Source organism: Micromonospora sp. CB01531 (assembly GCF_001905095.1).
In the GTDB taxonomy this organism is placed as follows: Bacteria; Actinomycetota; Actinomycetes; order Mycobacteriales; family Micromonosporaceae; genus Micromonospora.
This window is the reverse complement of the sequence record NZ_LWLS01000083.1, coordinates 248,945-274,844: the sequence shown is the minus strand read 5'-3', so window position 1 is coordinate 274,844 and position 25,900 is coordinate 248,945. Positions and strand designations below refer to the sequence as shown.

14 protein-coding genes and 2 tRNA genes are annotated in these 25,900 nt (G+C 68.7%); 5 read left to right on the top strand and 11 right to left on the bottom strand.

What is annotated here, in order from left to right; all coding sequences use genetic code 11:
• Positions 1–537: 537 nt before the first annotated feature.
• The 4 genes from A6A27_RS25115 to A6A27_RS46190 all read right to left on the bottom strand — a co-directional run bounded on the left by A6A27_RS25115 (position 538) and on the right by A6A27_RS46190 (position 12,427).
• Entirely contained in the window at positions 538–9,138 is an 8,601-nt protein-coding gene (locus A6A27_RS25115; protein WP_158074041.1) for a golvesin C-terminal-like domain-containing protein, read from the bottom strand.
• 382 nt (positions 9,139–9,520) lie between these two features.
• Positions 9,521–11,053, bottom strand: coding sequence for an AfsR/SARP family transcriptional regulator (locus A6A27_RS25110; RefSeq protein ID WP_241825435.1), 1,533 nt, complete (start codon positions 11,051–11,053; stop codon positions 9,521–9,523).
• Positions 11,054–11,057: 4 nt separating this feature from the next.
• Complete coding sequence (locus tag A6A27_RS46195) at positions 11,058–11,432, bottom strand: AfsR/SARP family transcriptional regulator (protein ID WP_073837086.1); 375 nt, start codon at positions 11,430–11,432, stop codon at positions 11,058–11,060.
• 794 nt (positions 11,433–12,226) lie between these two features.
• Positions 12,227–12,427, bottom strand: a complete 201-nt coding sequence (locus A6A27_RS46190; RefSeq protein WP_241825434.1) for a hypothetical protein — start codon at positions 12,425–12,427, stop codon at positions 12,227–12,229.
• A gap of 16 nt (positions 12,428–12,443) precedes the next feature.
• Between A6A27_RS46190 and A6A27_RS25100 the strand changes: the two genes are divergently transcribed.
• Positions 12,444–13,493 carry a site-specific integrase gene (locus tag A6A27_RS25100; protein ID WP_241825433.1) on the top strand — a complete coding sequence of 350 codons (1,050 nt, stop codon included), beginning with the start codon at positions 12,444–12,446 and terminating at the stop codon, positions 13,491–13,493.
• A gap of 232 nt (positions 13,494–13,725) precedes the next feature.
• Here the strand turns inward: A6A27_RS25100 and A6A27_RS25095 are convergent, their stop codons facing one another.
• Complete coding sequence (locus A6A27_RS25095) at positions 13,726–14,451, bottom strand: hypothetical protein (protein ID WP_073837084.1); 726 nt, start codon at positions 14,449–14,451, stop codon at positions 13,726–13,728.
• A 100-nt stretch (positions 14,452–14,551) separates the two neighbouring features.
• Positions 14,552–14,695 carry a hypothetical protein gene (locus A6A27_RS44400; protein ID WP_158074040.1) on the bottom strand — a complete coding sequence of 48 codons (144 nt, stop codon included), beginning with the start codon at positions 14,693–14,695 and terminating at the stop codon, positions 14,552–14,554.
• 584 nt (positions 14,696–15,279) lie between these two features.
• Here A6A27_RS44400 and A6A27_RS25090 point away from each other — a divergent pair.
• Entirely contained in the window at positions 15,280–16,638 is a 1,359-nt protein-coding gene (locus A6A27_RS25090; RefSeq protein WP_241825432.1) for a tyrosine-type recombinase/integrase, read from the top strand.
• A gap of 101 nt (positions 16,639–16,739) precedes the next feature.
• On the opposite strand, the gene A6A27_RS25085 is transcribed toward A6A27_RS25090, so the two are convergent.
• Together A6A27_RS25085 and A6A27_RS25080 are read right to left on the bottom strand one after the other, a co-directional pair.
• Positions 16,740–16,812 (bottom strand) — tRNA-Arg (locus tag A6A27_RS25085).
• Positions 16,813–16,848: 36 nt separating this feature from the next.
• Positions 16,849–16,939, bottom strand: a tRNA-Ser gene (locus A6A27_RS25080).
• Between the two features lie 310 nt (positions 16,940–17,249).
• Between A6A27_RS25080 and A6A27_RS46185 the strand changes: the two genes are divergently transcribed.
• Positions 17,250–18,848 carry a hypothetical protein gene (locus A6A27_RS46185; RefSeq protein ID WP_241825431.1) on the top strand — a complete coding sequence of 533 codons (1,599 nt, stop codon included), beginning with the start codon at positions 17,250–17,252 and terminating at the stop codon, positions 18,846–18,848.
• Between the two features lie 138 nt (positions 18,849–18,986).
• On the opposite strand, the gene A6A27_RS25070 is transcribed toward A6A27_RS46185, so the two are convergent.
• Entirely contained in the window at positions 18,987–19,760 is a 774-nt protein-coding gene (locus tag A6A27_RS25070; protein WP_073837082.1) for a CPBP family intramembrane glutamic endopeptidase, read from the bottom strand.
• Positions 19,761–19,933: 173 nt separating this feature from the next.
• Between A6A27_RS25070 and A6A27_RS25065 the strand changes: the two genes are divergently transcribed.
• The gene (locus tag A6A27_RS25065) at positions 19,934–21,055 is read left to right on the top strand and encodes a globin domain-containing protein (RefSeq protein WP_073837081.1); all 1,122 of its coding nucleotides are present in this window, start codon (positions 19,934–19,936) and stop codon (positions 21,053–21,055) included.
• 143 nt (positions 21,056–21,198) lie between these two features.
• On the opposite strand, the gene A6A27_RS25060 is transcribed toward A6A27_RS25065, so the two are convergent.
• Positions 21,199–22,722, bottom strand: coding sequence for a peptide deformylase (locus A6A27_RS25060; RefSeq protein ID WP_073837080.1), 1,524 nt, complete (start codon positions 22,720–22,722; stop codon positions 21,199–21,201).
• 376 nt (positions 22,723–23,098) lie between these two features.
• Between A6A27_RS25060 and A6A27_RS25055 the strand changes: the two genes are divergently transcribed.
• Entirely contained in the window at positions 23,099–23,881 is a 783-nt protein-coding gene (locus A6A27_RS25055; RefSeq protein ID WP_073837138.1) for an IucA/IucC family C-terminal-domain containing protein, read from the top strand.
• Positions 23,882–23,909: 28 nt separating this feature from the next.
• Here the strand turns inward: A6A27_RS25055 and A6A27_RS25050 are convergent, their stop codons facing one another.
• Entirely contained in the window at positions 23,910–25,721 is a 1,812-nt protein-coding gene (locus tag A6A27_RS25050) for a hypothetical protein (RefSeq protein WP_073837079.1), read from the bottom strand.
• Between the last annotated feature and the right edge of the window lie 179 nt (positions 25,722–25,900).

Here is a 25,900-nt window from a genome sequence, read left to right as displayed (position 1 = left end):
TCGGACTGCACTGAGAGCGTTACCGGGTTGAGAGCGCCCGGGAACCGGGGGGGTGCCCCCGAAAGAATCTCGTCCAGGATGTCCAGCACCTCCTGCCAACAACGGTCATCGCCAGCGAAGGCCAAGCAGCGGAGGGCATACCTCCGGACCGCAGCGTCTGAATCGGAAAGACAAGTGGCCGCCACGTCCGACACCCGTGCCTTCTCCCGCTTGGCGAGGGACACGAGCGCGGCACAACGTTCGCCGGTTGCGGCTCTCTTATCTAATGCGATCCCACGCAAAACGGGTCCGCCCCGATCACCATCACTATCACCAAGGGCCGAGATCACAGCGGCACGAGCGTCCACGGGCGACGCCGCCAGTTCCTCAATTAGGGCAACATCACGGTCGGCTCCGGCCTTGGCCAGCCGCTTCGCTGCCGTCACCGATTCGGATGCATCCGAATAAGGCGATCCTTGGGACACTTCCACCTCCAAGAGCCGGATTGCCGCGAAGGGAAAACCCTTCGCAGCAATCCTAGCATCCCCGCCTAATTTCTTAATAAAGAACGTTTAACATGTCATCGTAGACATAGTCAATGGTCAGCCCGTAGTGTTCTCTGAGCCACTCGTCCTTCCTGACTTGATCCGGATCGGCCTTCTCATTCCCCGACTTGGTTTCGATGTATCCGAGCAGATTGTCATCCTTGTCGTAGACCGCCATGTCAAGCTTTCGATCCCCGAAGGGAGTAGCGAATGTCAGCGCCTTCGCGTCGTCCGCATCAGTGATCACCTTCTTGCCGGTCTGCCGGAAGAAGTCAGCAACATGGTCGCGATAGGCGTCGCCCACAAGCTTGTTCAGCCTGACACCCTTAGGAAGCCTTGCCGCCGCACCAGCAGCCCTGCCTAGCGGGATGATTCCAGCGGCCTCGAGGCCCGCACCGACGTAGTCCTCATGCTCATATGCGTCGGCAATCAGATATCCGGAACCAGCAGCGCCGATGTACGGCATCCAGCTAATGACTTCTGCGTTGTCTCGGCGGCTGGCCTCGATGCAGAGTTGCTGGACCAACTGCTGGGAGCACATCTGGTCCCTGCGGATGAGCCAGTCCTGGGGGTAGTCGCCTCCGTCTCCCCAGGAAGAGGGCGAGGGGGTCGGCGCAGGACTCGGTGAGGACCCACCGGCCTGGGTGGCCGGTGCTGGCGTCGGACGCGGCGGAGGAACGTACTTCCCCGCCCCGTCATTGATCCAAATATGTCCGTCCAGTTCGATGCTGCTGATCGGGTTTCCGCTGCCATAGGCATAGCGGTTGCCGGTCCACGGATTGACGCCGAGTTTCATGTCGGCCAAAGCCCCGTTGTAGCTGTCACGGGCGAGAAACCGGTTCAGGCCGGGACTGTAGTCGCGGAACCCCATGTCGTAGGACTGGGAGTTCTGGTCCCACCGTTTGGCGTTGAACCGGTAGGCGTTGTACGGCTCCTTGGTCGGGTCGGCCGCGTCGGGTTTGTCGATGCCGGTGAACTGGGCCTCGTCGTTCTTGCCGTAGGCGGTGTATCCGTAGGTGGCCTTGGTGTCGCCAGTGTCGTCGGTCAGTTGCTCGACGTCAGTGTGCTTGTCGTACCCGTAGTAGGCGTTCTCCTCCGTGCCGTCGCTGTTGTGGGTGACCTGCGACAGGCGCTGCCCCCACGGCGAGTACTGGTACGACTTTGTGAGCTTGCCGGCAACCTCCTCGTCCAGCACCTCGCCAGAAAGGCCGAGGTAGTTGAAGGTGGTGGTCTTCTCCTTCGCGCCACCAGCGTCGGTGATCTTGGTGGCGGTCCGGTCCAGCGGGTCGTACGTGTACTTGGTCGTGGAGGTGCTGGTGCCGTTGTTCTTTCGGTTTTCGATGATGTGGTCGAACCCGTCGTAGACGTTGCGCTCGATCACCGTGCCCGCGGCGGTCACCGTGTCCAGCCGGCCGAACGGGTCGTAGTTGTACGACGCGGTCACACCTCCCGCGCTGGTGGTGAGAAGCCGGTTCCTGTCGTAGTTGAACGACGTCGCGGCGCCCTTGATGGTTTGGTTGATGACGTTGTTGTTGGCGTCGTGGATGTAGGTCTCGGTGCTCGCGCCGTCGCCGGTCTTGGTCAACGTGGCGAGGCGGTCGCGGGGGTCGTAGGTGTAGTCGCTGGTGGTGTTGAGGTAGGCCGAGTGGTTGTCGGCGTTCATCTTCTTGGCGATATCGCGGGCGCGGTTGCCGTTGAGGTCGTAGGTGTAGGTGTGTTCCGACACCAGCGTCCCGTTGGGCTTCTTCTCCACCTGGATGTTCAGAAGGCCGTCGAGGTAGTAGGTGTAGTCGACGGCGTTGCGGTTGCCCTTGATCTCCTTCAACTTCTCACCGCGGTCGGTGTAGGTGAAGGTGGTGGTCTTGCTGTCGGGATCGGTGGCCGAAGTGCCGTTTACCACCTGCGATACGAGGTCGCGGGGGTCGTATCCGTAGCTGGCGTACTGCTTGTCGTGTGTGGTGGTCAGCGGAGCACCATTCTCGTTGTAGGTGAACGAGGTGGTGTTGGTGACCGTTCCGGACCTGCTCTCCGTGACCGTCTGCACCTGGTTCAGCTCGGTGTAAACAACTGAGTAGTCGTCCACCCGGGCGCCGGGCGAGGCGTCCGTGATGGTCTTCAGGTTGCCGTTCGGGTCGTAGCGGTAGCTGTAGTCGTGCTTTTCGTTGTCCGCTTCACCGGTGTTGTCGCGGACGAGTTTCACCGCGTCCGCGACGACCGTGCCGGTCGCTTGGTCGGACAGGGTCACCTTGTGGCTGTTGCCCTCGGTGAAGCTGTAGGCGCCGAGGCTGACCCAGGTGCCGGTGTTGGTGGTCTGGTTGGCCGTCTTGACGGTGTTGCCGCCGCCGTGGCTGACGGTGTACTTGGCGTCGGTGGCGGCACCGGTGATCTGCGGGTAGCGGGCGAACACCTCGTACGTGCCGGGCTGCGGGACGTTTAGTTGCCAGGTGAAGGTGTTCGTGCCGGTTCCCGCTGGGCGGGTGGCGTAGTTGGTGCCGTACTTGCCCGTGGCCGTGTTGGCCGCGGTCCAGGTGCCGGTGGCGGTGGTGTTGTTGAAGTCGGAGTTGTCGACCAGGACGACCTGCTTGCCGACCGGGACGCCGTCGTCGGAGCGGGACTTGAGCTTGCCGTCGGGGAAGTAGGACCAGGTCATGGTGCGGTTTGACGATCCGCCGGCTGAGGTGACCGTGCGGCTGGTCTGGGCGCCGAGCTCGTTGTAGTTGTACGAGGTGACGATGTCCCAGGGGTCAGAGCTGGTCTTGGTCCAGCCGTTGTCGTAGTAGGTGTAGGTGGTGTCGTTGCGTACCGACTCACCGGAGGACGGCGGCGCTGACAGGGTGGTCAGGCGGCCGACCGCGTCGTAGGTGTAGGTGGTGACGTCCGCGGTGGTGTAGCGGCTGTCGTCCTTGTCGTACGCGGTGCGGGTCTCCTTGACCCGGTTGAGCTTGTCGTAAGCGGTGACGGTGGCGAAGTCGTCCGGGTCGTCGGTGGTGGCCACACCGCGTGGGCTGATCACCTTGGTTTGGTTGCCGACCTGGTCGTATTCGTACTCGGTTGTGCGGTACGTAATAGTGCCGGCGTCGTTCTTGTGCGGCACCTTCACCTGGGTCGGCTTGCCGAGGGGATTGAGGGTGACCTCGGTGGTGTTGCCGAGCTGGTCGGTGGTCGCCGTGACCAGACCGTCTCGGTCGTAGGTGCTGGCGGTGAACTTGCCGAGCGCGTCGATGCTCTTGGTGAGCCGGTGTGCCCAGTCGTACTCCAGCTTGGTGGTGTAGTCGGCGGGGTCGGCGGTGGCGTTCTTGCGCGGGTCGACCAGGGTGACGACGTTGCCGGCGTTGTCGTATTCGTAGGTGATCTTTTGGTTCTTGGTGTTGGTCACCGAGGTGAGCTGGTAGATCGCGTTGTAGGTGTTGGTGGTGGTGTAGTCGCCGTCTTCCGGCGTGAGGTTGCCCTTGGGTTCGGTGGTGGTCTCGAGGTTGCCGACCTTGTCGTAGGTGAAGGACGTCTTCCGCTCTGGATCTCCTGCGACGTCGACCGGGGCCTTGGTCCACTTGAGCTGGTCGGCTTCGTCGTAGAAGGCCGTCGTGATGGCGCCGTTCGGCGCGGTCGACTGGGTGACGTTGTCGTTGGCGTCGTAGGTGGGTGCCGGGGTCGTGATCCAGTCAGCGATGGCCTGATTCTTGGCCACCTTGTTTTCCAGCGCGCGGCCAAATGTGTCGTAGGTCTGGGTGGTGTCGTGGTTAAGTGCGTCGGTGACCTTGAGGACCTGGCCGCGCACGTCGTAGACGAACTTCGTCTGCTTGGTGTCGGCGTCGATGATGGTCTGCGGGTAACCGTTCGCGTCGAACTTGTCGTAGGTGGTGGAGTTGCCGTTGGCGTCGGTCGCCGTCAGCATCTGCCCCCACGCGTCGTAGGTGTAGGAGGTCTTGTAGTCGTCGGTGGCCGGGGTGGTGTTGCCGATCGGGTCGACGACCCAGGACAGGTCACCGTCGGGCTCGTAGCCGAAGGTCCACTTCCGGCCTTCCGGGCTGGTCTTTTCGGTCAGGTCGGCGACGTAGCCGTTGAGCTGCCGCTGGTAGCCCAGGACCGTGCCCGGCCAGCCGTTGCGGACCGCCTCGGCGTCCTTGACCTCGGTCGGGTAGCCGGTCTTCTGGTCATACGCCCAGGTCGCTGCGGCACCGTTGTTTTCGGTGAGCTTGATGACGTTGTGGTCGTTGTCCCACTCGAGCTTGGTGACTTCGTTCTTGGCGTTGGTGGCCTGGTACGCCCGGCCGTAGCCGTCCATCAGGTAGAGGGTGGCGTGGTTTTCGGCGTCGGTCACGGTGGTGTCGATGTTCTTGCCCTGCGGGCCGTCAGGGTCGACGTAGCCGAAGTTGGTGTAGTTGAGGAGCCGATCCCGGTAGGACTTGGTGGTCCAGTGGAACTTCGGGTCGTCGCCGGTCTGCGGGTAGTTGTAGGTCAACTCGGTGGCATTGCCGCGCGGGTCGGTGACCTTGACCAGCTTGACGTTCTTGTTGCCCTGGGTCATGTCGTAGGCGAACTTGAACGTCTTCGGCGCACCGTCGGTCGACCCGGCTCCGTCGATCAGCTCACCGAGCAGGCCCTTGTCGGTGTAGGTGAAGGTGAGCTTGCGCCCGGAGATGTCGGTGACCTGGGAGATGTGATCGATGATCTTCGGGTTGGTCAGGTTGGTCGCGGACTTCCGCGTCCAGGTGGTGTCGTCGATGTAGTCGAACGACTGGCCCTTGGCGTAGTAGTCAACGGTCAGGGTCTTTCGACCGGTCGGGTCGGTGATGTAGCGGAGAAACTTGGTGGGCTTGTTGTTGGACTTCCGCTCCTCGTAGGTGAACACCATTTCGTTGCCGTTGTTGTCCACGATGCTGGAGAGGAAGCCCTCGCAGTCGTAGAAGAACTGCGTGCGGTCGGGTTTGGTGAGCAGCCAGGCCTTGCGTTCCTGGCTCTTGTTGTCGCATGCCTTGTTCTGCTGCAGGTAGAGGTGTACTCCCTTGGGGCTCTTCCACTCGTTCGCGGCCGCGTCCCAGGTGAACCAGTGGCTGGTGCCGTCACCGTCGGTCAGGGTGACCTTGGTCGGGTTCGGGTTCGGGTGGAAGTCCAGTGGCGTGCCCAGCCGCATCATCGACGAGGCTTGCAGCGACCACCCGTAGCCGGCGACGGTGTCGCTGGTGTCGAGGGAGTTGTAGGCCAGGCGGACGAACGTGGACAGGCCCCGCGAGGGGTTGGCAAACGCGTTGTACGACCAGACGGTGTTGCCGGCGTACAGGTTGTTCATCAGGGTGCCGCCAGCGCCGGTGTTCTTCCCCGCGTACGAGTAGAACTTCTCCAGACCGAGCTGGTCGGAAGTCGGCTCCTCCACCGCGACGTTCTGCGGCAGCGGCTGGATCGCAGGGGTGGTCTCGGACAGTTTCTTGCCGGTCAGTTTGTTCCGCAGGTCCCACTTGAGCACGTAGTCGGTGCGCTTGTTGCCCTCCGTCGATGACGGCGGGGTCTTCACCTGCGCCGACACATCGGCGGTGCCGCCGGCGGGAACGCTCTTGGGCAGCGGTGTGACCACCTCGAAGGTGGGGTCCGCGCCGTCGGTGGTCCCGTCGGCCCGCTTCCAGTCGTACCCGAGTTCCCAGTCGGTCGGGTTCCAGGCGGTCAGGGTCGGGTTGGACAGCGTCACCGGCACCGTGTAGGTGGCGTTCGCGGTCGCCACCGTCGGGGTGGACGCCGCGTAGTAGGTCGACTCGGCGGTTTGCTCGAGGTAGGTGACCTCCAGGGTCGGGCGCAGCAGCGGTTCCTCACCCTCGGAGGAGAGCAGCATCGCCCGGGCGGTCTGGTTGACCTCGTCCCGCTGCCGCAGCAGCAGGCCATAGTTGCTGGCCGGGTTGGTCAGCCAGCCCTTGGCCGGGCTGGTGACGTCCCAGGTTTCCCACTCCGGGTCGTTGCTGAAGCCGTTGAAGCCGGCCTTCCAGCTGGTGTCGTATTCGCCGCCCTTGGTGATCCATGGGTTCACGCCGTCGTAGGTGTCCCAGGTGGCCTTTGTCTCATTGAAGCCCTTGGTCAGGCGGTATACATCGACGTACTCGTCCCGGTCCAGGCCGTCGTACAGGTAGGTGTTGTACATCCGCAGCTCGGCGCCCACGATCTGGGCGTCGGTGGGAATGCCGGTCAACGCCGGGAACTTCACCAGGCCGCGGGTCACGCCGTAGTACGAGGAGTTGTTGCCCGGGCTGACGTAAGGGTCCCCGTCGTAGACGTCCACGTTCTCCGTCGGCCGGCTCCTCGCCAGCGTCGTGTCGGTGACGCCGGTGCGGTAAATCCGGGTGATCTGGCCCGCCTTCGGCAGCATCGCCGGCTGCGTCGGGCCGGCGATGAGCTGCCCGTCGCGGGTTTTCACCGCGACCATGTAGTAGTAGAACTTGCGGTCCATCGGGTTGGTGTTGTCCGCCGCCGTCGGTACCGCTGTGGTGTCCTGGTAACTGCGGGTCGCCGTGGACACCGGCGCGATCAGTGTCGCCGCCGACGGGGTGAAGTTCTGGAAGATGCTGCGGTGCACCTGGTACTCGACGATGTCCGAACCCGAGTACGCCGGCCAGTCGAGCACCGCACCGGTGGAGGTAATCGTGGTCGGCGGGTTCACCGCCACACCCGGCCGTCCGTAGGTGACGACCAGCTTCGGCAGGTTGAAGTCGCGGCGGTCGTTGTTGTACGCGTACTCGGAGGCCTCGTAGACCGGGCCGCCCCGGCTCCTGGTCGCCTCGTCCAGGGCCTTGACCATGAGTCCGTGGTTCGGGTAGGTGCGGTTCACCCAGTCCTGCACCAGATTGCGCACCGGGAACGAGTTCCACACGCTGGACTTGGCGTACTTCTTCACCGCACCGGCCTTGGTGAACCGGACCGCGTCGGCGATCGCTGATGTGCCCGGCACACCGTTGAGCACCACCTTGCCGGTGGTGCCCGCCGCGAACTGATGCGTTCCCAACGTCACCCACGCACCCTGACTGTCCGGCGTCTTCTGGTTGACGTAGTACGTCTTAGACCCGCCCGAGTAGTGCACCGTGTACGGGGCTCTGTCCGGCCGGTCGGACGCACCCACGTAGTGCACCTCGACCTGGTAGTCACCCGACTCCGTGATCGTCGGCACCCACGTGTGGGTATCCGAAGCGAGGGTGCTGCCGTGGAAGCGGTAGTCCGCATTGATCCCCTTCGGCGCCAGCGTGCCCCCGGACCACGGCCACGACCCGACCACCGACGTCCCGGAGTCTCCGTCGTCCTTGGTCACCACGTTGCCTGCCGGCGCACCGGCGATCTTGCCGCTGATGGTGCCCCACGTCGCCGTGTCCTCGTCCCAGGCATCCGTGACCCGACGCACCTCCATCGGCACGTCGTACTCCCAGGCGGTGTGCGTCTGCGAGTAGTACAACTGCAACTGCGCGTCGTCGATCGGCGTGTTCTGCGGAATCGAGTCCAGGTTGAACTTCAGCAACGACCGCCACGCGCCGCTGGACGTGGTGCCCACGTGCAACGGCCACCTGACCTCGTCCTGCCCATAGGCGTGGTTCGGGTCGGCCGAGTAGATCTGCGTGTCCTGCCCGCCCAGCGTGCCATCGGGCACCGGCTGGATCTTGATGGTCGGGTCGATGACCACCGGGTACACCCGCGCCGGATCCGTCAGCCACGCCGCGTCCGCCGACACGGTGACGCTGGTCTGCCCGTACACCTGCTGCACCCGCTGGGTGACCTTGTCCGACCACACCTTGCCCAGCGGAGAGGCCTTGTCGTCCTTCGAGTCGTACATGAACGGCGCCGGCATCACGAACACCGGCTCGCCGCCGGACGGGCGCACGAACGCGATCGACCCGTCCGTACGTTGCTGCGCGGTCAGACCAGCCGTATCCAGCGTGAACGTCCACGACACCGGCCCAACCGGCGGCTTCCGCAGGACGATCTCTTCCTTCAGCGCGGTGCTGGTCACGTCATAGACCACGTCCGCGCCGCCGGCGATCCCGGCGTAGGTCACCGTGGAACCGGATACCTTCGGCGTCACGCTCTTCGCCGCGCCCGCCATGCCCAGCTCGATGCTCCGGCCTTCGGCCTCGAACCGGACCAGGTCTTTTGAGGTGTCACCGAACAGGCTGCTGAAGGTGTTCGTGCGGTTGCTCTGCACGTACCCCTTCTCTGTGGTGGGACGGACCGTGGTGTCAATGGCCTGCCACCGGCCCTTCGTGTCCCGGTAATGCACCGGCACCGCCGAGATCTCGGCCTGCGTCCGCCCATCCGACAGCTGATACGTCTTCGTGTTCGCCGTCCGCTTACCGGGCAACTCCCGCACCCGCTTCTGCGCCGGCCACACCTTCCCCGCGGGCTGCTTCTCGGCCTGGAACAGCCCGGCGCTGACCACCTCCGGCCGCGCCCGACCCGAGCCACCGCCGACCAGCCCGCGCGCGGCGTCACCGAGCCGCGACAGCACGCCACCCTCGTCGTCCTTACCGCTGCCCGCAGCCTGGTCGGCGCGGTCGGAATCGCCGCCCGGTAGGGCCTCCATCCCGCCCAGCGTGGCCACCATGGCCACCACCAGCCCCCCGATCAGGAGGCCCCGCGATCGTCTCGTCACCATCACCCTCCGGTCCCTTGAAGACACAACGGGTAAAGACTAGAGATCATCGATATGCGGGCTGATATAGCCCAGCTACACTCCGCGCTTGACCTGCGGGTGAAAGGAGACCGGACGCAGGATGCCCCGGTCATCCGTCATTCGCTGAAGCAGGAACCTCCGGCCGGAGGGCGGAGGTGCTACCTGGTGGACGGTCACGTGACCGATCCATGGCTCGATTACCGGATGAGCACCGAGCACGGGCTGAGTGGGATGCACGGCGAGGCAGTCGGGTTAACTCAAGCGAGCAGGCCGACCCGATGGACGCGGGGCTGACCGACGCTCCGGTTGCGGCCCACGCCCGTCCCGACAGACCTCAGAAATGCGGGCAGGCAGGGCCTGCTCACAGCATGGCGTTGACCGGGGCTACCGCGACAAGAGAAACAATGCCCTGCCAGCCGAGGTTCCGCCACGCAGACCGCGACCGGGTCGATCCGCCGGCCCGCAAGACAGGCATTGGCGCGGGCGGCACAGCGGCCAGCTCGGTGAGGTAGTCGCGCACGAGGGCCGGCAGCTGATAGCCAGCGGGACCGTCCGGATGCAGCAGATGGGCGTCGACGAGGCTGTCCAGCGCCCGTTGGACTCGCTGGGTACTAACGTTGAGTTCGGCGGCGGCCCGGTCCATCAGAGCTGGCGCATCGGGGTGGGCGCCGATCAGCTCCAGCAGCCGGCCGGCGACCTCGGCACGGACAGCGGCGACGGTGCTGGCCAGGCTGGCTCGCACCGACAGGTCCTCGTCAGCGAGCAGCTCCAGCCGGTGACGATCGCCGCCGAGCTGGGCGACCAGAGTGGCCATCGACATGGCTGGCCAGCGCGCCAGCCGGGCGGCGGCGATCCGCAACGCCAGCACCGAGCCGGCGCACAGGCGAACCAGTTCCGCCGTAGCCGCCTCATCGGCCGCCAACCGTCGCCGTCCTGCAAACGCGGCCAGCAGGTCCCGCGCCTGCGCCACACCCAACGGCCGCAACGTCACCCGCCGAACACCGTCCAGGCTGCCCAGGCGCCGCGCACCAACGACGATCAGGGCGGGTCCCGGAACCGCGGGAATCAGCGGCCGTACCTGGGCCGCCCTCGTGACGCCGTCAACAACCAGCAGCAGCCGGCGCCCGGCCACCAGGGAGCGAAACCAGCCAGCCCGCTCGTCGTCGTTCTCCGGCACGTCGGCGGGAGCGACCCTCAAAGCGCGCAGCACCCGGGCCAGCACCTCACCAGGGGTCACCGCAGTACCGGGGCCGAGGTCCACGAAGACCTGCCCGTCCGGGAAGTCAGCGGCCACCTGGTGCGCAGCGCGGACCGCCAGCGCCGTCTTGCCGCTGCCCGCCGGACCCGTGACGACCACCGCGGTCGGCGCCGGACCGCGCAGGGCGGCGACCACATCAGCGACCTCCCGGACACGGGCGACGAAGGCGACCAGGTCCGCCGGGAGTTCCCGCGGCACCGCCCAGCCGACGGAGGTCCGCCCTTCGGCGGCCGGCGCTGCCGGCGCGACCGCAGGTCCGGAAGGCGCCGCATACGACAACTCCGGTGCCCGATCGAGCATCGCCCGATGCAAGCTAACCAATCCGTCACCGGGCTCGATACCAAGCTGCTCACTGAAAACGGCCCGCGCGTCCCGGTAGACAGCCAGAGCCGCAGGCACGTCCCCACAACGGTAGAGGGCGAGCATGAGCTGCCCCCAGGTCCGCTCCCGCAGCGGGTGCGCGGCGAGGTGAGCACGCAACTGGGCCAGCAGCTGCGCATGCTGGCCAACGGCCAGCCGGGCCTCCGCCAGCTCCTCGAAAACCTGCAACCGCTGCTCATCCAGGCTCGCCCAGTGATTGTCCAACGTCGTACCGCGTGGCAGACCGTCACCGGACGCGCCGCGCCAATGCGTCACCGCGCTAGCCAATGCTCCGACGGCGTTTCGCCGCGTCGAGCGCAGCCAGCATGGCCTGTCCTTCCCCGGCCAGCCGCTGGAACTCGGTCACGTCCAGCTCATGCGCCGCCAGCTGCAGCTCGTACGCATTCGGGTGGGCGACGAGGCGATCGCCGAGCGTGCGCCGCAGCGCGGCGACGTGAGACCGCAGGTTAGCCACGGCGGAGGCCGGCGGGGCGGCAGACCAGACCATGCCCGCCAGCCGGCTCAGCGCGACAGGTCGGTTCGCCTCCAGGGCCAACCCGGCCAGAACCGCCCGCCGATTTGCCCCGCTAGGTGTGACATCCTGGCCGTTGCTGAAGACCTCCACCGGGCCTAAAAGCCGAATCCGCAGTTCCATCGCGCCGCTCCCCCGTTGAACCCATGAGCGCGCTCAGGCTAGAGAAGCAAATCACCGGTCGACAAGACACAAACCGGACGAAGCATAAGTGACGAACGTCAATGGACGTTAGCGGCGTGTCCGCGTAACACGGATGCCACCGAAAGCGCTCACGACCATCCGTTACGAACAGTGACCAGAGTCGGGTGTCGATCTCCTTCAAGCCGCTGCGGACATGCTGCTACGCACACCGAGAGCCGCACCACGCGCTCGCATATCAGTTGACAGCGCGGCGGCGACTTCGCCAACCGCCCGAACGGTCAGCTCGGAATCCCAGGATTGGATGAGCGATCCCCTCGGCGCTGTTACGTCGGCAGATCGGCACCCGCCTAGCCCGCAGCGACTGCCTTTCGGCGCAGCCAGGTCCGACGGCACCCACCGAACCTTGAGGTTCGTCTCGTCACCGACGACCGGATCCATGCTCCGCACGCTCAGTCTCGTCAATGTGGAGACCTCCCACCGCCCCGACGGCGCATGAGTATGGATCACGTCCGGTTTGACGAGACGCTGTGGTCCGTCGACCCGAACACGCGCCGAGCCAAGCTCGTCCGATACCGAGACCATTCGGCACACATTCTCAATACTGCCCTAAATCAGACGCTCGCTGGTCGTCGCTCCGTCAAGGTGTGCCTACATCGGATCGGAAAGGACAAGGCGATGAAGAGCCAGGGTGTGATTGTGAAGCGGTGCGGTTGCGTAGATCCTGCAACCAATCGTCTGTTGGGTAAGGCATGCGCGAAGCTGCCGGAGCGCGATCATGGAAGTTGGTACTTCCACTGCTCGACCAGGAATCCGTTGGGCCGGATGGAGCGGGTGCGCCGGGGTGGTTTCCCGTCGGAGGAGGCGGCTCGCCGGGCGCGGGATGATCTGCTGGCGTTGTCGCGGGAGGAGCAGGCCGGCCGGTCGTGGACGGTTGCCCGGTGGTTGCGGTACTGGTTGTCGGCCAGGACGCGCATCCGGCCGACGACGAGGATGCACTACACGCGTGATGTCGAGCAGTTCCTGGTTCCGCACATCGGGCAGCTGGTCCTGGGGGATCTGACCGCGCGGCAGCTGAACACGGCGTTCGCGCGGATCGCCGTGACCCGTAACCGGTCCGGGCAGCCGCAGACGGCCTGTACGTTGCAGCACGTCCATACCACGCTGCGGGCGGCGTTGAACGCCGCAATTCGGGAGGGGCTGATCGTGGACAACCCGGCCCGGCGGGTGGAGCTGCCCGTCCGGGAGCGGCCGCACGCTGTGGTGTGGACCGAGGCTCGGGTCGCCGAGTGGGAGGCCACCGGTGAGCGCCCACCGGTGGCGGTGTGGACGGCGGCGCAGCTCGCCAGTTTCCTGGATTACGTCCGCCGGGACAGCCTGTACGCGTTGTGGTGGCTGATCGCCTTGCGTGGACTGCGTCGCGGTGAAGCGGCCGGGCTGCGGTGGGCGGACGTTGACCTGCACGCGGGGCAGTTGTCGGTGCTCCGGCAGCGGACCACAGCCGGGTACGACGTCCACGAGGGCCCGCCGAAGTCCGCAGCGAGCCGCCGCACGGTCGCGCTCGACAGGCACACGGTGCAGGTGTTGAGGCAGCACCGCACCCATCAGCAGGGGCAGCGGACGAGGCGTGTCGGCGCGGGCAAGGTGTGCCATGACAGTGGCTACGTGTTCACCGGTCCCGACGGTCTGCCGCTGCACCCTGGTTATCTCACCCAGCGTCTGCGGTTTCTGGTCGACCGGGCCGGCCTACCACCGATTCGGCTGCACGACCTGCGGCACGGCGCCGCCAGTCTCGCGCACGCGGCGGGCGCGGACATGAAGACCATCCAGGACCAGCTCGGGCACGCGAACATCCGCCTCACCGCCGACGTCTACACCACCGTCCTGCCGGCAACCGCGCGTGACGCAGCCGAAGCCACGGCCGCGTTCCTCCTCACGGCGAGCAAGCCGGGCGCGGAGGTCAAACAGCAGATAGATCGCCGCCGCGACCCCGAGCGTCCGGCGACGAATTCCGGGCACAGGCCCGGAGCCGGACAGCCGTAAAGCCGGGGCCCGGCGGCATCTGAAGGCCAAGCAGCGGACCACGGTGTCGCGGTGTCGCGCCTACCGGCATGCCAAGATCGACTGACAGCTTGCAAGGCTTCTGCCTGGGTTATGCAGGGGCTGGGTCTGTTGCGGAGCCGACGCGATACCCCAGAGCGGCTCCGCAGCCCGCGGCAGATTCGGGTGTAGGACGCCTGTTCGGGCGTCCTACACCCGTTGTGCTCGGCGGACGTCAGCGTTGGGCGCGTTGTCGGGCTGCCGTGCGGACCGCGGGTAGGTGGTCGGTCAGGGTCCGGGCGTACGCCGCGAGGATGTCCGTTGTCCGCTCGACGTGTTCCCACAGCGCCTCCTCCTCGGCGGCCACCGCGGGGTCGCGCACGGGGGCATCGGCGTCCTCCAGTTCGGCAAGCCGGGCTGCGGCGACGAGCACGTCGTCGACCGCTGCGGTCGCGGTCCGGATGGCCTCGACAACGGTGGGTGGCATACCGGCGGCGGTGAACGCTGCGGCGAGTTCGTCCGCGGGCAGCAGAGCCGGCATCTGGTAGTTGACCCACGTGTCACCCCACATGCGGGGCAGCCGGGCCTCCGGGAAGGGGTCATCAACAACGATCACGTCACCTGACGGTGAGCGTTGGAGCATCAGCCCTGCCCGGGCGGCGAACTCTACCGCGTCCACGGGCGGGTCGGCGGTGGCGTCCGGGCTCACGGACGGGCCTGCGAACAGCGCGGCGAGCCGGGCCAACGCCCTGACGTCGTCGGACGGTCCCGGCAGGTGGCGAAGCTCCTCATCGGTGAGGTGGGCGCTGGGATCGGCGCCGGCCGCGCGCACCGGGTTGATCGGTTGACCGGCTGCGGTGGACAACGCGGCGTAGGTTGCCAGGTCCGCCCACCAGGCGACGATCTCTCGGCTGGACTGTCGGAGGAGGCGGGCGTTCTCGATGGCGTGGGCCCGGCGCACCGACGACAGCGCCCGGCTCGGGTTTGGGTAGCTTCGATGGCCAGCCGGCGATCCGTCCTGTGCGAGCCAGCGCTCGCTCTCGTCGTCACGTTCATCGAGTTCACGCTGCCGCCGCAGTCGAATCCGCGATGAGACGATCGGCCACTGTGGCAAGGTCCGCCAGGACGGCGTCGACCGCTGCGGCGGTCATCTCGGGAGGCGGCGACGGTGCCACGTGTTCAGGAAGTTCGCTGGTTTCCCTCACAGGTGCTCTCCTTCGGCACGTGATGCGGTCGGGCGGTCACGGACGCCATAGGTTGCCGTTGATGGAGGCTATGCGGCACCCAAGCCCGAGTCCGCTACGACACGCGAACGCGACATAGCTTTCAGTCGCCCCATCCACAGTGGCGTGATCGCACGCGAAGCCAGATACGACCGGGCCACGCCGCATCTCGCACCTCATCGACCCCTGGCACCCCAGAGGCCAGGACATTCAAGGCCGCCACGCACCGCAGCGCTCACCCGGCCACACCCGCAGCCCCGCGCCCCTGCCCGCACCGCCAGGTACGCCCAAAAATGGTATTGGCGTTTCTCGAACAGGCGGCCCTATTCACCGATCCATCGACTCATTACTCTACGTGTTCACGGCCGCACCGCCAGCCTCAATGGCCACTTGAGGTCACTCCTGTGGGGAACAGGCGATGACGCAGCGGCGTTGGCCCCCGCAGTGCCCGCATTCCCGCAGGTCAGACAGATGCCAGATAGGCGGGAATCTCATTCGATGGGGGAGTCATGAAATCGAAGGGTCGCGTCTTTAAGCAGTGCGCCTGTACCGACAGTGTGACAGGTATGCGTCGAGGTGGTAATTGTCCGCGGCTGAACGATCGTGGTCACGGCAGCTGGTATTTCCACTGCTCCACCACCAACATTCTCGGCCGCCCGCAACGTGTCCGGCGAGGCGGCTTCCCGTCGCAGGCCGCAGCCCGTCACGCCCGCGACGAGCTGCTGACCTCCTCGTCGGAGCGGCGTACCGCGCAGAGCTGGACAGTGGCGCGGTGGCTGGAGCACTGGCTCCAGACACGGACCCGGCTGCGCCCGACCACCAAGCTGCTCTACACCCGCGACATCCAACGGTTCCTCGTCCCGCACGTCGGACGGACGATCTTGTCCGAGCTGACGTCCGGCCGGCTGAACGCGGCATTCCAGGCCATGGCGCGGCAACGCAACAAGTACGGCCGGCCGCACTCGGCATCGACGCTGAGGCACGCACGTGCCACGCTCCGGGCCGCCCTCAACGCGGCGATCCGGGAAGACCTGCTCACCGACAACCCCGCACGCCGCGTCGAGCTGCCCAACCCAACCCAGACCCGAGCCCGGATCTGGACCGACGAAAACGTCGCGGCCTGGCAGGAAACGGGCATCCGCCCCACGGTCACGGTCTGGACGGCACCCCAGTTCGCCGCGTTCCTCGCCTTCACCGCCAACGACCCGCTCCACGCCCTCTGGCGCCTGATCGGCCTACGCGGGCTACGCAGGGGCGAGGTCGCCGGGCTGCGCTGGTCCGACATCAACCCCGACGCCAACGAACTCACCATCGTCCAGCAGCGGGTCTCCGCCGGACACCACGTCTACCAGGGGCCACCCAAGAGCGCGGCAGGACAGCGCGTCGTCGCCCTCGACAAGGCCACCACCGCCGCCCTGATCCACCACCGGCAGCAACAACAAGAACGAGCAGCCCGACGGATCGACGCCCGCCAGGCGTACCGCGACACCGGCTACGTCTTCACCCGACCGGACGGCCAGCCCTACCACCCCGGCTACTTCACCCAGCGGTTCGCAATTCTCGTCAAGAAATCCGAACTGCCGCCCATCCGGCTACACGACCTGCGGCACGGCGCCGCGTCCCTCGCCCACAGCGCCGGCGCGGACCTCAAAACAATCCAAGACCAACTGGGCCACTCCCGGATCGACACCACCGCGGACGTCTACACCAGCGTGCTACCAACAGCCCAACACGAGGCCGCCGCCGCCACGGCTGAACTCGTCCGGAAGGCAGCCCGGGACCGCCGCGCCGCCATCAGGCGCACCGCCCGCAAGACCGCCAGGACCGCGAAAAAACCAGAGAACCAGCGCAGGCTGGACCAGCAGGAGAACGGCGAAACCCCAGGCCATAGCCATGATGATCACCAGTCTGACTACCGAGAGTGACGGCGCAGGCATGACACAGGCGTGACAACGAACGTCCACACTCCACTAACAATCAAGGGGTCTGATCTACGTTTCCGCAGGTCAGACCCCTTATGATCTTGCGCGCCCGAAGGGACTCGAACCCCTAACCTTCTGATCCGTAGTCAGATGCTCTATCCGTTGAGCTACGGGCGCTTGCTGCTCGGCCAGTCTACACACCCGGCTTTCGCGCGGAGACTCCGGGATTCGAACCCGGGAGGGGCTTTAAAACCCCAACCGCATTAGCAGTGCGGCGCCATAGACCAGACTAGGCGAAGTCTCCCCGGTGGCCCGGAGACCACCGCGCCCGAGGATACAGGCCGACACCCGCCCGGGGCAAAGCGACTACCGGGAAGGGCCCGTTCGCTGTCTTTCCCCCGTGTGCGACGTCACGCTCCGGACTAGGCTCCATCGATATGCAGGAGCAGCCGCCGAGCGATCCGCCCCGTCGCGAGCCCGCCGCCGACACCCGGCGAAGCCGCTCCGCGAAACCGACCTTCACCCCGCCCCCGACCTCCGAACCGACCACGGAAGGTACCGGAGCCGCCGCCGGGGCAGCGCCCAGCGCAAGGCGGGCGAAGGTCGCTCCCATCGTGATCTTCCAGCCGCCCGACCCGGCCGCCACCGCGCCGCGCGCCGGCGGCAGGCCGGAGGCATCGGCCGCCGCGCCCCGCCCCCGCCCTTCCGCAGAGGCCGGCCCGACCTCGAGTACGCGGGACAGCGCGGCCGGGCGTGGGGCGCCCCCGGCCGCCGGCGGGACGTCCGACCCGGCGGACAGCGGAAGGACGGACCCGGCGGACAGCGGGTCGGCCGAACCGGCCGACGACCGGGCGACGAACCCGGCCGATGCCGCTCCGGTGGGCGAGGAGCCCCCGATGCCGACCCGCCGCACCCCGGCCAGGAAGGCAACCCCGCCGGCAAAGAAGGCGACCACGACCGGGAAAGCGACCCCGCCGGCAAAGAAGGCGACCACGACCGGGAAAGCGACCCCGCCGGCAAAGAAGGCCACCACGACCAGGAAGGCGGCCACGGCGAAGAAGGCCACCCCGGCCGCCCGGAAGCGGGCCGCCGAGACGGAAGCGGATCCGGCGGCAGCACCGGCGCAGGCCGGCGGGGCGGAGCCAATCAAACCAGCCGGCGCGGCCGGCGTCGCGGCCGCTCAGGCGGACGTATCGGGACGGGCCAGCGTGCGGAGCGCCACCGACGACGGGGCCACCGAAACGGATGGGACGGCAGCGGCCAGCCCGCCGGCTGTCTCCCGGACCGTCGAACCGAGCCGGCCGACCGATGTGGCCGGCGTCACCGAAGCGCGGGCAGCGAGCACGGCTCCGGCCGGGACCGCGCGGGCGGAAGAGCAATCTCCGGCTCGGATCGGACGGGAGAAGAAGGCCGCGAAGACCGCCAAGAAGGCGGCCCCGGCGAAGGAGACCGGGCCGGCGAGGGGGACGGCCGGCGAAGACCCTACGCCCGCCGCGGCTCCGCCGCCGGAGACGCCGAAGATCACCGCGGCGACACCGGGTCCACTCGCCGGGGACGAGCCGGACTCGGGGCGTACCCCTGAAGAGAGCTGGCGGGCGGTGGGCGCGCGCCTGCTCGACCACCCAGGATTCGCGCCGGAGCTGCTGGCCCGCGCCGCGGTGGAGGCCCTCGGGCCCCGCGCCGGCGACTGGGCCGAGCGGACCCGGGACAGGTACCCGGACGCGGACGCCGACGGGCTGGCCCGGCTGGCGACCCGGCAGTTCGTTCGGCTGGCCGGGATGGGTGGGGCGCTCGCGGCGGGCGCCGGACTCCTCGCGCCGGTGGCCGAGCTGGCGGCGGTGCTGTGGACCCAGGCCAACCTGGTGCTGCACCTGGCGGCGGTCTACGGCCGCGACCCCGGGCACCCGGACCGGGTGGTCGAGCTGCTGGTGCTGACCCAGGTGCACCCGGACGCCGGCACCGCCCGTGCGGCGCTGGCCGCGGTGACGTCGGCGGGCGCGCCGGCGGACGGCCCGTGGCCGCGGGCCGCCGAGGCGGCGTGGCGGCTGGCCACGCCGTTGGCCGCGCAGGCGGGCGGGTGGCTGGGACTGCGGGTAGCGTCGCGGCTGTTGCCGGGGGCGGCGCCGCTCGCCGCCGCGGCGGGCGACTCGGCCGCCGCCGAGCGGTTGGCCGCCCGTGCCGTCAGCCTCTACCGACCAACTCGCCGCCGCTGACCGCGTCGCCGCCGGCGGGCACGCCAGGTTCGCCGGGATGCCCACGCGGTGCGGCATTTCGGGCGATCAGCAGGCGTGGACAGCCCGAGATGCCGCAACCAGCGGACGCGGCGGGGGCCGCCGACGGCGCCGGGGCGGTCAGAGCCAGCCGAACCAGGACTTCGGCAGCAGCGCGTACCCGACGAAGGCGACCACGTCGAGCAGGGTGTGCGCGACGATCAGCGGGGCCACCCGTCGGGTGCGCAGGAAGAAGAGGCTGAACACCACGCCCATCACGGCGTTGCCGAGGAACGCGCCGAAGCCCTGGTAGAGGTGGTAGGAGCCGCGCAGCAGGGCGCTGGCCGCGATGACCGCGCCGAGCCGCCAGCCGAGCTGCCGCAGTCGGGTGACCAGGTAGCCGACCACGATCACCTCTTCGAGCACGGCGTTCTGCACAGCGGCGAGGATCAGCACCGGCACCGCCCACCAGAGGTGCGGCAGGGCGGCCGGGACGAGGGTGGCGTTGATGCCGAGCTGCGCGGCCGCCCAGACCAGCGCCAGCCCGGGCAGGCCGATGAGCGCCGCCAGCGCCGCCCCCTGGGCCAGGTCGGCGCCGGGTCGGGTCAGGTCCACCCCGAGCTTCCGGGCCGGGTCGCCGGGGTCGCGGGCCAGCAGGTGTACGGCGAGCAGCACCGGCAGCAGCGCGAAGAAGATGCCGAGGAGCTGGTACGTCAGGTCGAGGTACGGCCGGGCCGACGCGGAGGTGTTCAGCGCGGCGGTCTGCTTCGCGAGCCCGCCCGTGGCGGTCAGCTTGGCGATCAGCGAGACCAGCGCGTACACCGCCGACTGCCCGAGGGAGAGGCCGAGCACCAGCAGCGTCTCGGTGCCCAGGGTCCGGCGGGACACCGGCCGGGTCAGCTCGTCAACCGTCACCGGACCACTGTGCCGCACGCCAGGGCGGGCCGGCACCTGTCCGGGCCTGACGAGGATGGCGCGGCCTCGCGGGACCCGGGTGAGCCGGTCGCACATTCTGTGCGACCGCCGTACACGCTGCGTGGAGATTCTATGGGGGCCCGATCCGCCGTCAGAAGAAGGAGCGTCCCCCTGTGGAGAACTTCGCGCGGCTGCTGAAGGAGAGCTGGACCCTGGTCGAGGAGGACCGGGAATGGCTGAGCGATCACTTCTACGCCCGGCTGTTCCTCCTCGACCCGGAGCTGCGCAAGCTCTTCCCGGTGCAGATGAACGGGCAGGGCGACCGGATCCTGGAGGCGATCGTCACCGCCACCCAGACGGTGGGCGACCCGGAGAGCTTCGACGAGTACCTCCGGGCGCTGGGCCGGGACCACCGGAAGTACCACGTCGAGGCCGCGCACTACGAGACAATGGGGGTCGCCCTGCTGGACGCGCTGCGCAGCACCGCCGGGGACGGCTGGAACCTGGAGTACGACCAGGCGTGGCGGGAGGCGTACGCGAGCATCTCGGAGAAGATGCTGGCCGGGGCGGCGGCGGACGAGAACCCGCCGTTCTGGCACGCCGAGGTGCTCACCCACGAGCGGTACGGCCCGGACACCGCGGTGCTGACTGTCCGCGCTCTCCAGCAGCCGCTGCGCTGGCAGGCCGGCCAGTACGTCAGCGTCGAGGCACCCCGCTACCACCCCCGGGTGTGGCGGACGTACTCGGTGGCGAAAGCCCCGAACGACGACAACGTGCTCGAGTTCCACGTGCGGACGCCGGCCGGCGCGGCGGGGTGGTTGTCCGGGGCGCTGGTCCGCCGGACCAAGCCGGGTGACCTGCTGCGGGTGGCCGCCCCGATGGGGTCGATGACCCTGGACCGGTCGTCCACCCGGGACATCCTCTGTGTGGCCGGCGGGGTGGGGCTGGCCCCGATCAAGGCGCTGGTGGAGGAGCTGACCGGGTTCAACCGGACCCGCTGGGTGCACGTCTTCTACGGGACACGCCGGCCGGAGGAGCTGTACGGCCTGCCGGGCCTGGAGGAACTGGTGGCCGCGCACCCGTGGCTGTCGGTGACCCCGGCGTGCAGCGCGGATCCGGACTTCGACGGCGAAGTGGGCGACATCTCCGAGGTGGTCACCCGGTACGGCCCGTGGACGACCCACGACTGCTACGTCTCCGGCTCGGCGGCGATGGTCCGGGCCACCCTGCGCGCGCTCGCCGCGGACGACGTTCCGCCGGAGCACATCCGGTACGACACGTTCGGCAACCTGTAGACGTTTCTCCCCCCGAACCGGGTCGCGTGCCCTGCCCCTGGGGCACGCGACCCGGTTCCCGATCGCCGGTACGCGGGCCGGGCCGGCAACCGGCCCGCGTACCGGATTCTCACGCGTACCGGATTCTCACGGCGTTCGGGGCGTCAGTAGCGCCAGGGGTTGCCGGTCTCCCGGTATTCCTCGACCGGCACCAGCGGCACGCCGGGGGCCATCCGGTCGACGTAGAGGCGCCCCTCCAGGTGGTCGATCTCGTGGGCGACCAGCCGCGCCATGGCGTACTCGAAGGACGTGATGACCCGGCTGCCGTCCCACTGGGCGTGTTCCACGTCGATCCGCAGCGGCCGGGGCACCAGCCCCCGGTGGTCGAAGAAGGAGAGGCAGCCCTCGTACTGCTCGTCGGTCTCGGACGCGGTGTCGACCACCCGCGGGTTGAGCAGGACGACCGGTTCGGCCGCCCGGTCGGCGGGGCGGACCAGCGCGGCGGCCCAGCCGATCCCGAGCTGCGGGGCGGCGATGCCGACACCCTTGCTGAACGGGTGCAGCTCGTCGAGGCGGACCAGGACGGCGGAGAGCCGGTCGACGACGTCCCGGGCGGCGCGTTCGTCGCGGGGCAGGACGAACTGGCGGACGGGCTGCCGGAGCAGGTCTTCGCCACGCTGCACGATGCCGAGGGCGCGCATCCGGTCGCTGGCGCGTACCCGGCCACGGGGAGCGTCGGGCTCGGTGTCCGAGGGCTCGCTGCGGAACCGCCACTGCATCCGGTAGCGGGCGTTCAGCGGGGGGTCCTCGGTGGCCCAGTCGTAGCGTGCCCGGCCGCCGTCGTCACGCCGCTGGATGGGGGTACGCAGCGGCCCCTCCTCGGCGGAGAGGGAGGTCTCCATTCCCCACACCTTCGGGTCGAGCTCGGCGGGGAGGTCGAGCCGGACGGCGAGGTGCCGGGTGGGCAGGCGGACGGCACGTTGAAACCACGGGCCCCACTTGTCCCGGCCGACCTGGTACGCGTACTCGATGGTGACCCGGTCGCCGGGGTAGAGCGGGAAGCGGCCCTCGTCGTTCTCGAAGAGCAGCCAGATCTCCTTGAACGCGTCCCGGTCGTGCTTCGCCCGCCAGTGCATCGGCTCCCGCGCGCCGCCGTCGTCCCGGTAGGCCTGCAGCTGCAGCTCGGCGAAGGTGAGCGGGTGCTCCCGGTGGTGCCGGTTGGAGCGGCCCGGGTCGTTGGGGTAGCGGTCGACGGCGACCCGGACCAGGTAGCGGGTGACCGGTTCGGTGCCCGCGTTGTAGAGCTCACGACGGATCGCGCAGTGGTAGCCCTCGCCGGTGTGGGTGAGGGTGGCGGACTCCCGCTCGACCACCAGGCCCGTGCCGGGGGGCAGCCACTGGCCGGGGCCGGGCTGGTCCCGGTGCGTCCCGCCGGCGCGGCCGTGCCGCAGCTCGTCGTACTCCCGGAAGCGCTGCCAGATCGCGCCGCTGGCCTCCAGGACGGCCTCGGCCCGGCGGGCGAAGTCCTCGGTGGGCCGGTGCCGGCGCCCCTCGACGTGGCTGACGTACGACGGGTCGAAACCCATCAGGGTGGCCAACTGCTTCTTGGACAGCCCTCGGCCGGTGCGGTGCCGGGCGAGCTCGGCCGCGAACGAGTCGGCGGCACGCTCGATGGGTGAGGTCGTCATCGGCTTCCTCGGACGCGGGAAGACCATTTTCACGTTGGGTGGCCAAACGTGTACGGAAACTGCCTCGTATTCGACACTCGCCTTGACAATCCAGCGGCTCCCGTCGATGCTTGCGCGGTCCGCCGGCCGGCCCGGTGGCGTTTTCCCCTCACCCTGGCGGGTACAACGCGGCACGACGACTGCTCCGGGTCGCAGCGTGGCGTCAGACACGCTGAGCCGGAGAAGCAGGCCGGCGGAGTGACCGGGACCTCTCCCGCCACCCCTCGACGCGACTTTCCCCCGACCGGTAGCTGTGGTTAGGCTAGCCTTAGTTCGGGCCGACGAGACGCGCCGGCCGGTGCGCGAGCAGACAGGGGCGGATCAGGTGACAGCGGTGATGCCGAGGCGCGACGCCGCCACGCCGCTCGCCCCGGTCACCGCGGCCCTGCGCGCCATGTTCGGCACCGACGACCTGCCCGGGCTCGCGCCCGGCCTGCTGGTCACCGACGACGCGGCCCGCTGGGCCCCGGCCAGCCGGCTGGTCGACGGCACCCTGCTGCCGGAATTCCTGCACGCCGCGGCCCGGCGCTGGGGCGGCACCCCGCACGCCTGCGCCGCGGTGGCCTGGAAGTCGTACACCTACTGGACCGCGCTGCCGGTGGTGCTCGGCTGGGCCTCGGCGCGGCGGGTGCCGCTGCTGGACCCGGCCGACGTGCTGATCCACTTCGAGGACCACCACCAACTGCTCACCCTGGGCCTGCGCAGCTCGACCACGATCGCCGTGCTGCCCAGCGATCCGCTGGCGCTGGCCGGTGCCCCGCACGTACGGGTGGTCGCCGACGAGGCGGCGCTGCTCGACGCGCTGCGCGCCTCGCTGCTCGACGCCCATTTCGCCCCGCTGATCGCGGCCATCCAGGCCGAGGTCCGGATCGGCACCCGTACGCTGCTCGGCTCGGTCGCCTCCGGCATCGCGCACGGCGTGCTGCGCGCCTCGGACGCGCTGCCCGGCTCCTCGACCGAGAGCATCGGGACGCTGCTGGACGCGCTCGGCCTGGGCGACCTGGTCGAGCTGGTGCCCGGCCCGGGCGGGGAGGCAACCGTGCAGCGGCGTACCTGCTGCCTGGCCTTCACCCTGCCCCGGCCGAAGATCTGCCAGGGCTGCTGCGTCCGCCCCTCCTGACCCGCACACCGGCCGCGCCGAGGCGGTGTCAGTCGACCAGCGGGCGGACGTCCCAGAGCCACACCCCGCCGGTGGACACCGGCTCGATCCCGGTGAGCGCGATCATCCCCTCGCGCAACGCGTCGGCCTGCCGCAGCCGGGGGTCGAGGATCACCGCCCCCGCCCGCCAGTAGCGCAGGTCCTCCAGCGCGTCCATCCGATCCACCGGGGTGATCGGCGGCACTCCGTCCGTACGCCGGATCGTGGTGAAGAAGCTGCTGGTGGGGCGGGGCGGAGCGCTGAACAGGGCCACCCGGTGGCCGTCGGGGCGGGTGTCAGGGTAGAGGAAGTACCCGCGGGCCAGCGGCATGCCCAGCCGGGTCTCGGCGGACCAGCGCAGCGGGTCGGCGTAGTCGGTGTCGGGCAGCGGCAGCGTGACGACGCTGTGCCCGCCGGCCACGTAGGGCCGCCAGGCGCCGGTGGTGACGAAGTCGGGTGTCGGGTTGAGGCGTACCGAGGGGAGCGGGGTGGGCAGGATCGGCAGCAGCGCCATGGTCAGCACGGTGGCCGTGGCGAACCGGATCTGCGGGCGCGCGGCCGGGTGTCGCCGAGCCACCCGCCGGACGTGGTCCGCGCCGAGCGCGAGCAGGATCCCGACGATCGGGGTGAGCGCCAGCGACCAGCGGGTGGGCACCACCGAGTGCAGCACCGGCAGCTTCTCCAGCACGGCCCACGGCCCGGGGATGCCGGTGTCCCGCCCGTCGAAGCGGATCTCCCGGCCGAGGGAGAAGGCCGCGAAGATCACTCCGACGGCGGCCAGGCCGAGCACCACGACGTTGCGCCGCAGCCACCACACCAGCGCGACCACCAGGACGGCGAGCGGCCAGCCGAAGAACGCGTTCTCCTCGGTGGCGTTCTTCACCAGCCGGGCGCTGGTCCGGGCGTCCCCGGCGACCGACTCCCGGGACCAGGCGACGAACGAGGCGAGGTCGGTGCGGTAGCCGCGGATGAGCCGGGACAGCCCCTCGTACGCCCCGGGCCCGAAGAACTGCACGTACAGCGGGTACGCCAGCAGCACCGCGGCAACGGCGGCGGCCACTCCGAGCCCGGCCCAGAAGGTCCGGGCCGACCGGCGCAGGTGTGGCCGGCCGAGGGCGAGCGCGACCACCACCACCCCGAGTCCGATCGCCGTCATCAGCAGGATCTCCAGGTTGAGGAAGGCCTGCCAGACGATCACCAGGCCGAGCAGCACGCCGTTGCGCAGCCAGCGGCCCGGGTCGGTCAGCCGCAGCGTCCGCCAGATGATCAGCGGCACCACGAACTGGCTGACGATGTTGGGGTGGGCGTTGGCGTGCGAGACCATCGCCGGCGCGAAGGCGCAGAAGCCGGCCCCGAGCCAGGCGGGCCCCCGGGCCCCGATCAGCACCCGGGACAGGACGAAATACCAGGCCACACCGGTGGCGAGCAGGCCGACGGTGAGAAAGACCAGAAATGACGTACGCGGCCCGAACAGCAAGGTGATCGGCGTCATTGGCAATGAAACCGATAATACCGACGTATTCGCCATCAAATTGACGCCGTCCGGCACATTCATCCGGTCCGAGGTGAAGGGGTAGGCCAAATCCGTCACCACCCGGGCACCGTGCGCCATCATCCACTCGAACTGCGCCTGATCGGTGCGGTTGTCCCGCACCCCGTGCGCGGGGTTCAGCCAGAACCGGGCGGTCACCCAGAACGCGAGCAGCACGAAACTGAGCACGGCGGCGGCATCGATCCACTTGCCCCGCGCCGGCAGTCCACCCTCGTCGGGCCCGTCCTCGCCAGCGCCACCAGGGCCGGCGTCCGATTCAGGAGTAGTCATGACAATTCAGAGCGTAGTCAGGGAATCGCGGTGGCCGTGCATGTTTCTGGGTACTGGCGTACTATGTGCCGAGTTCGCCGACCGCCGATCACGTGCCCACCCCCGACCACAATTCGGCCACTCCCGGTACCCCGATTCCCGCACCATCCATCGGGATGGTTGACTCTGTCGGTCCAGGC

Bases quoted from the DNA above. Each gene is read 5' to 3' on its own strand.
- A6A27_RS25100 (WP_241825433.1), top strand. From the start codon at position 12,444: ATGCACTACACGCGTGATGTCGAGCAGTTCCTGGTTCCGCACATCGGG.
- A6A27_RS46195 (WP_073837086.1), bottom strand. From the start codon at position 11,432: ATGGAACTGCGGATTCGGCTTTTAGGCCCGGTGGAGGTCTTCAGCAAC.
- A6A27_RS46190 (WP_241825434.1), bottom strand. From the start codon at position 12,427: ATGCGCGTCCTGGCCGACAACCAGTACCGCAACCACCGGGCAACCGTC.
- A6A27_RS25050 (WP_073837079.1), bottom strand. From the start codon at position 25,721: ATGACTACTCCTGAATCGGACGCCGGCCCTGGTGGCGCTGGCGAGGAC.
- A6A27_RS25090 (WP_241825432.1), top strand. From the start codon at position 15,280: ATGCGTCGAGGTGGTAATTGTCCGCGGCTGAACGATCGTGGTCACGGC.
- A6A27_RS25060 (WP_073837080.1), bottom strand. From the start codon at position 22,722: ATGACGACCTCACCCATCGAGCGTGCCGCCGACTCGTTCGCGGCCGAG.
- A6A27_RS25055 (WP_073837138.1), top strand. From the start codon at position 23,099: ATGCCGAGGCGCGACGCCGCCACGCCGCTCGCCCCGGTCACCGCGGCC.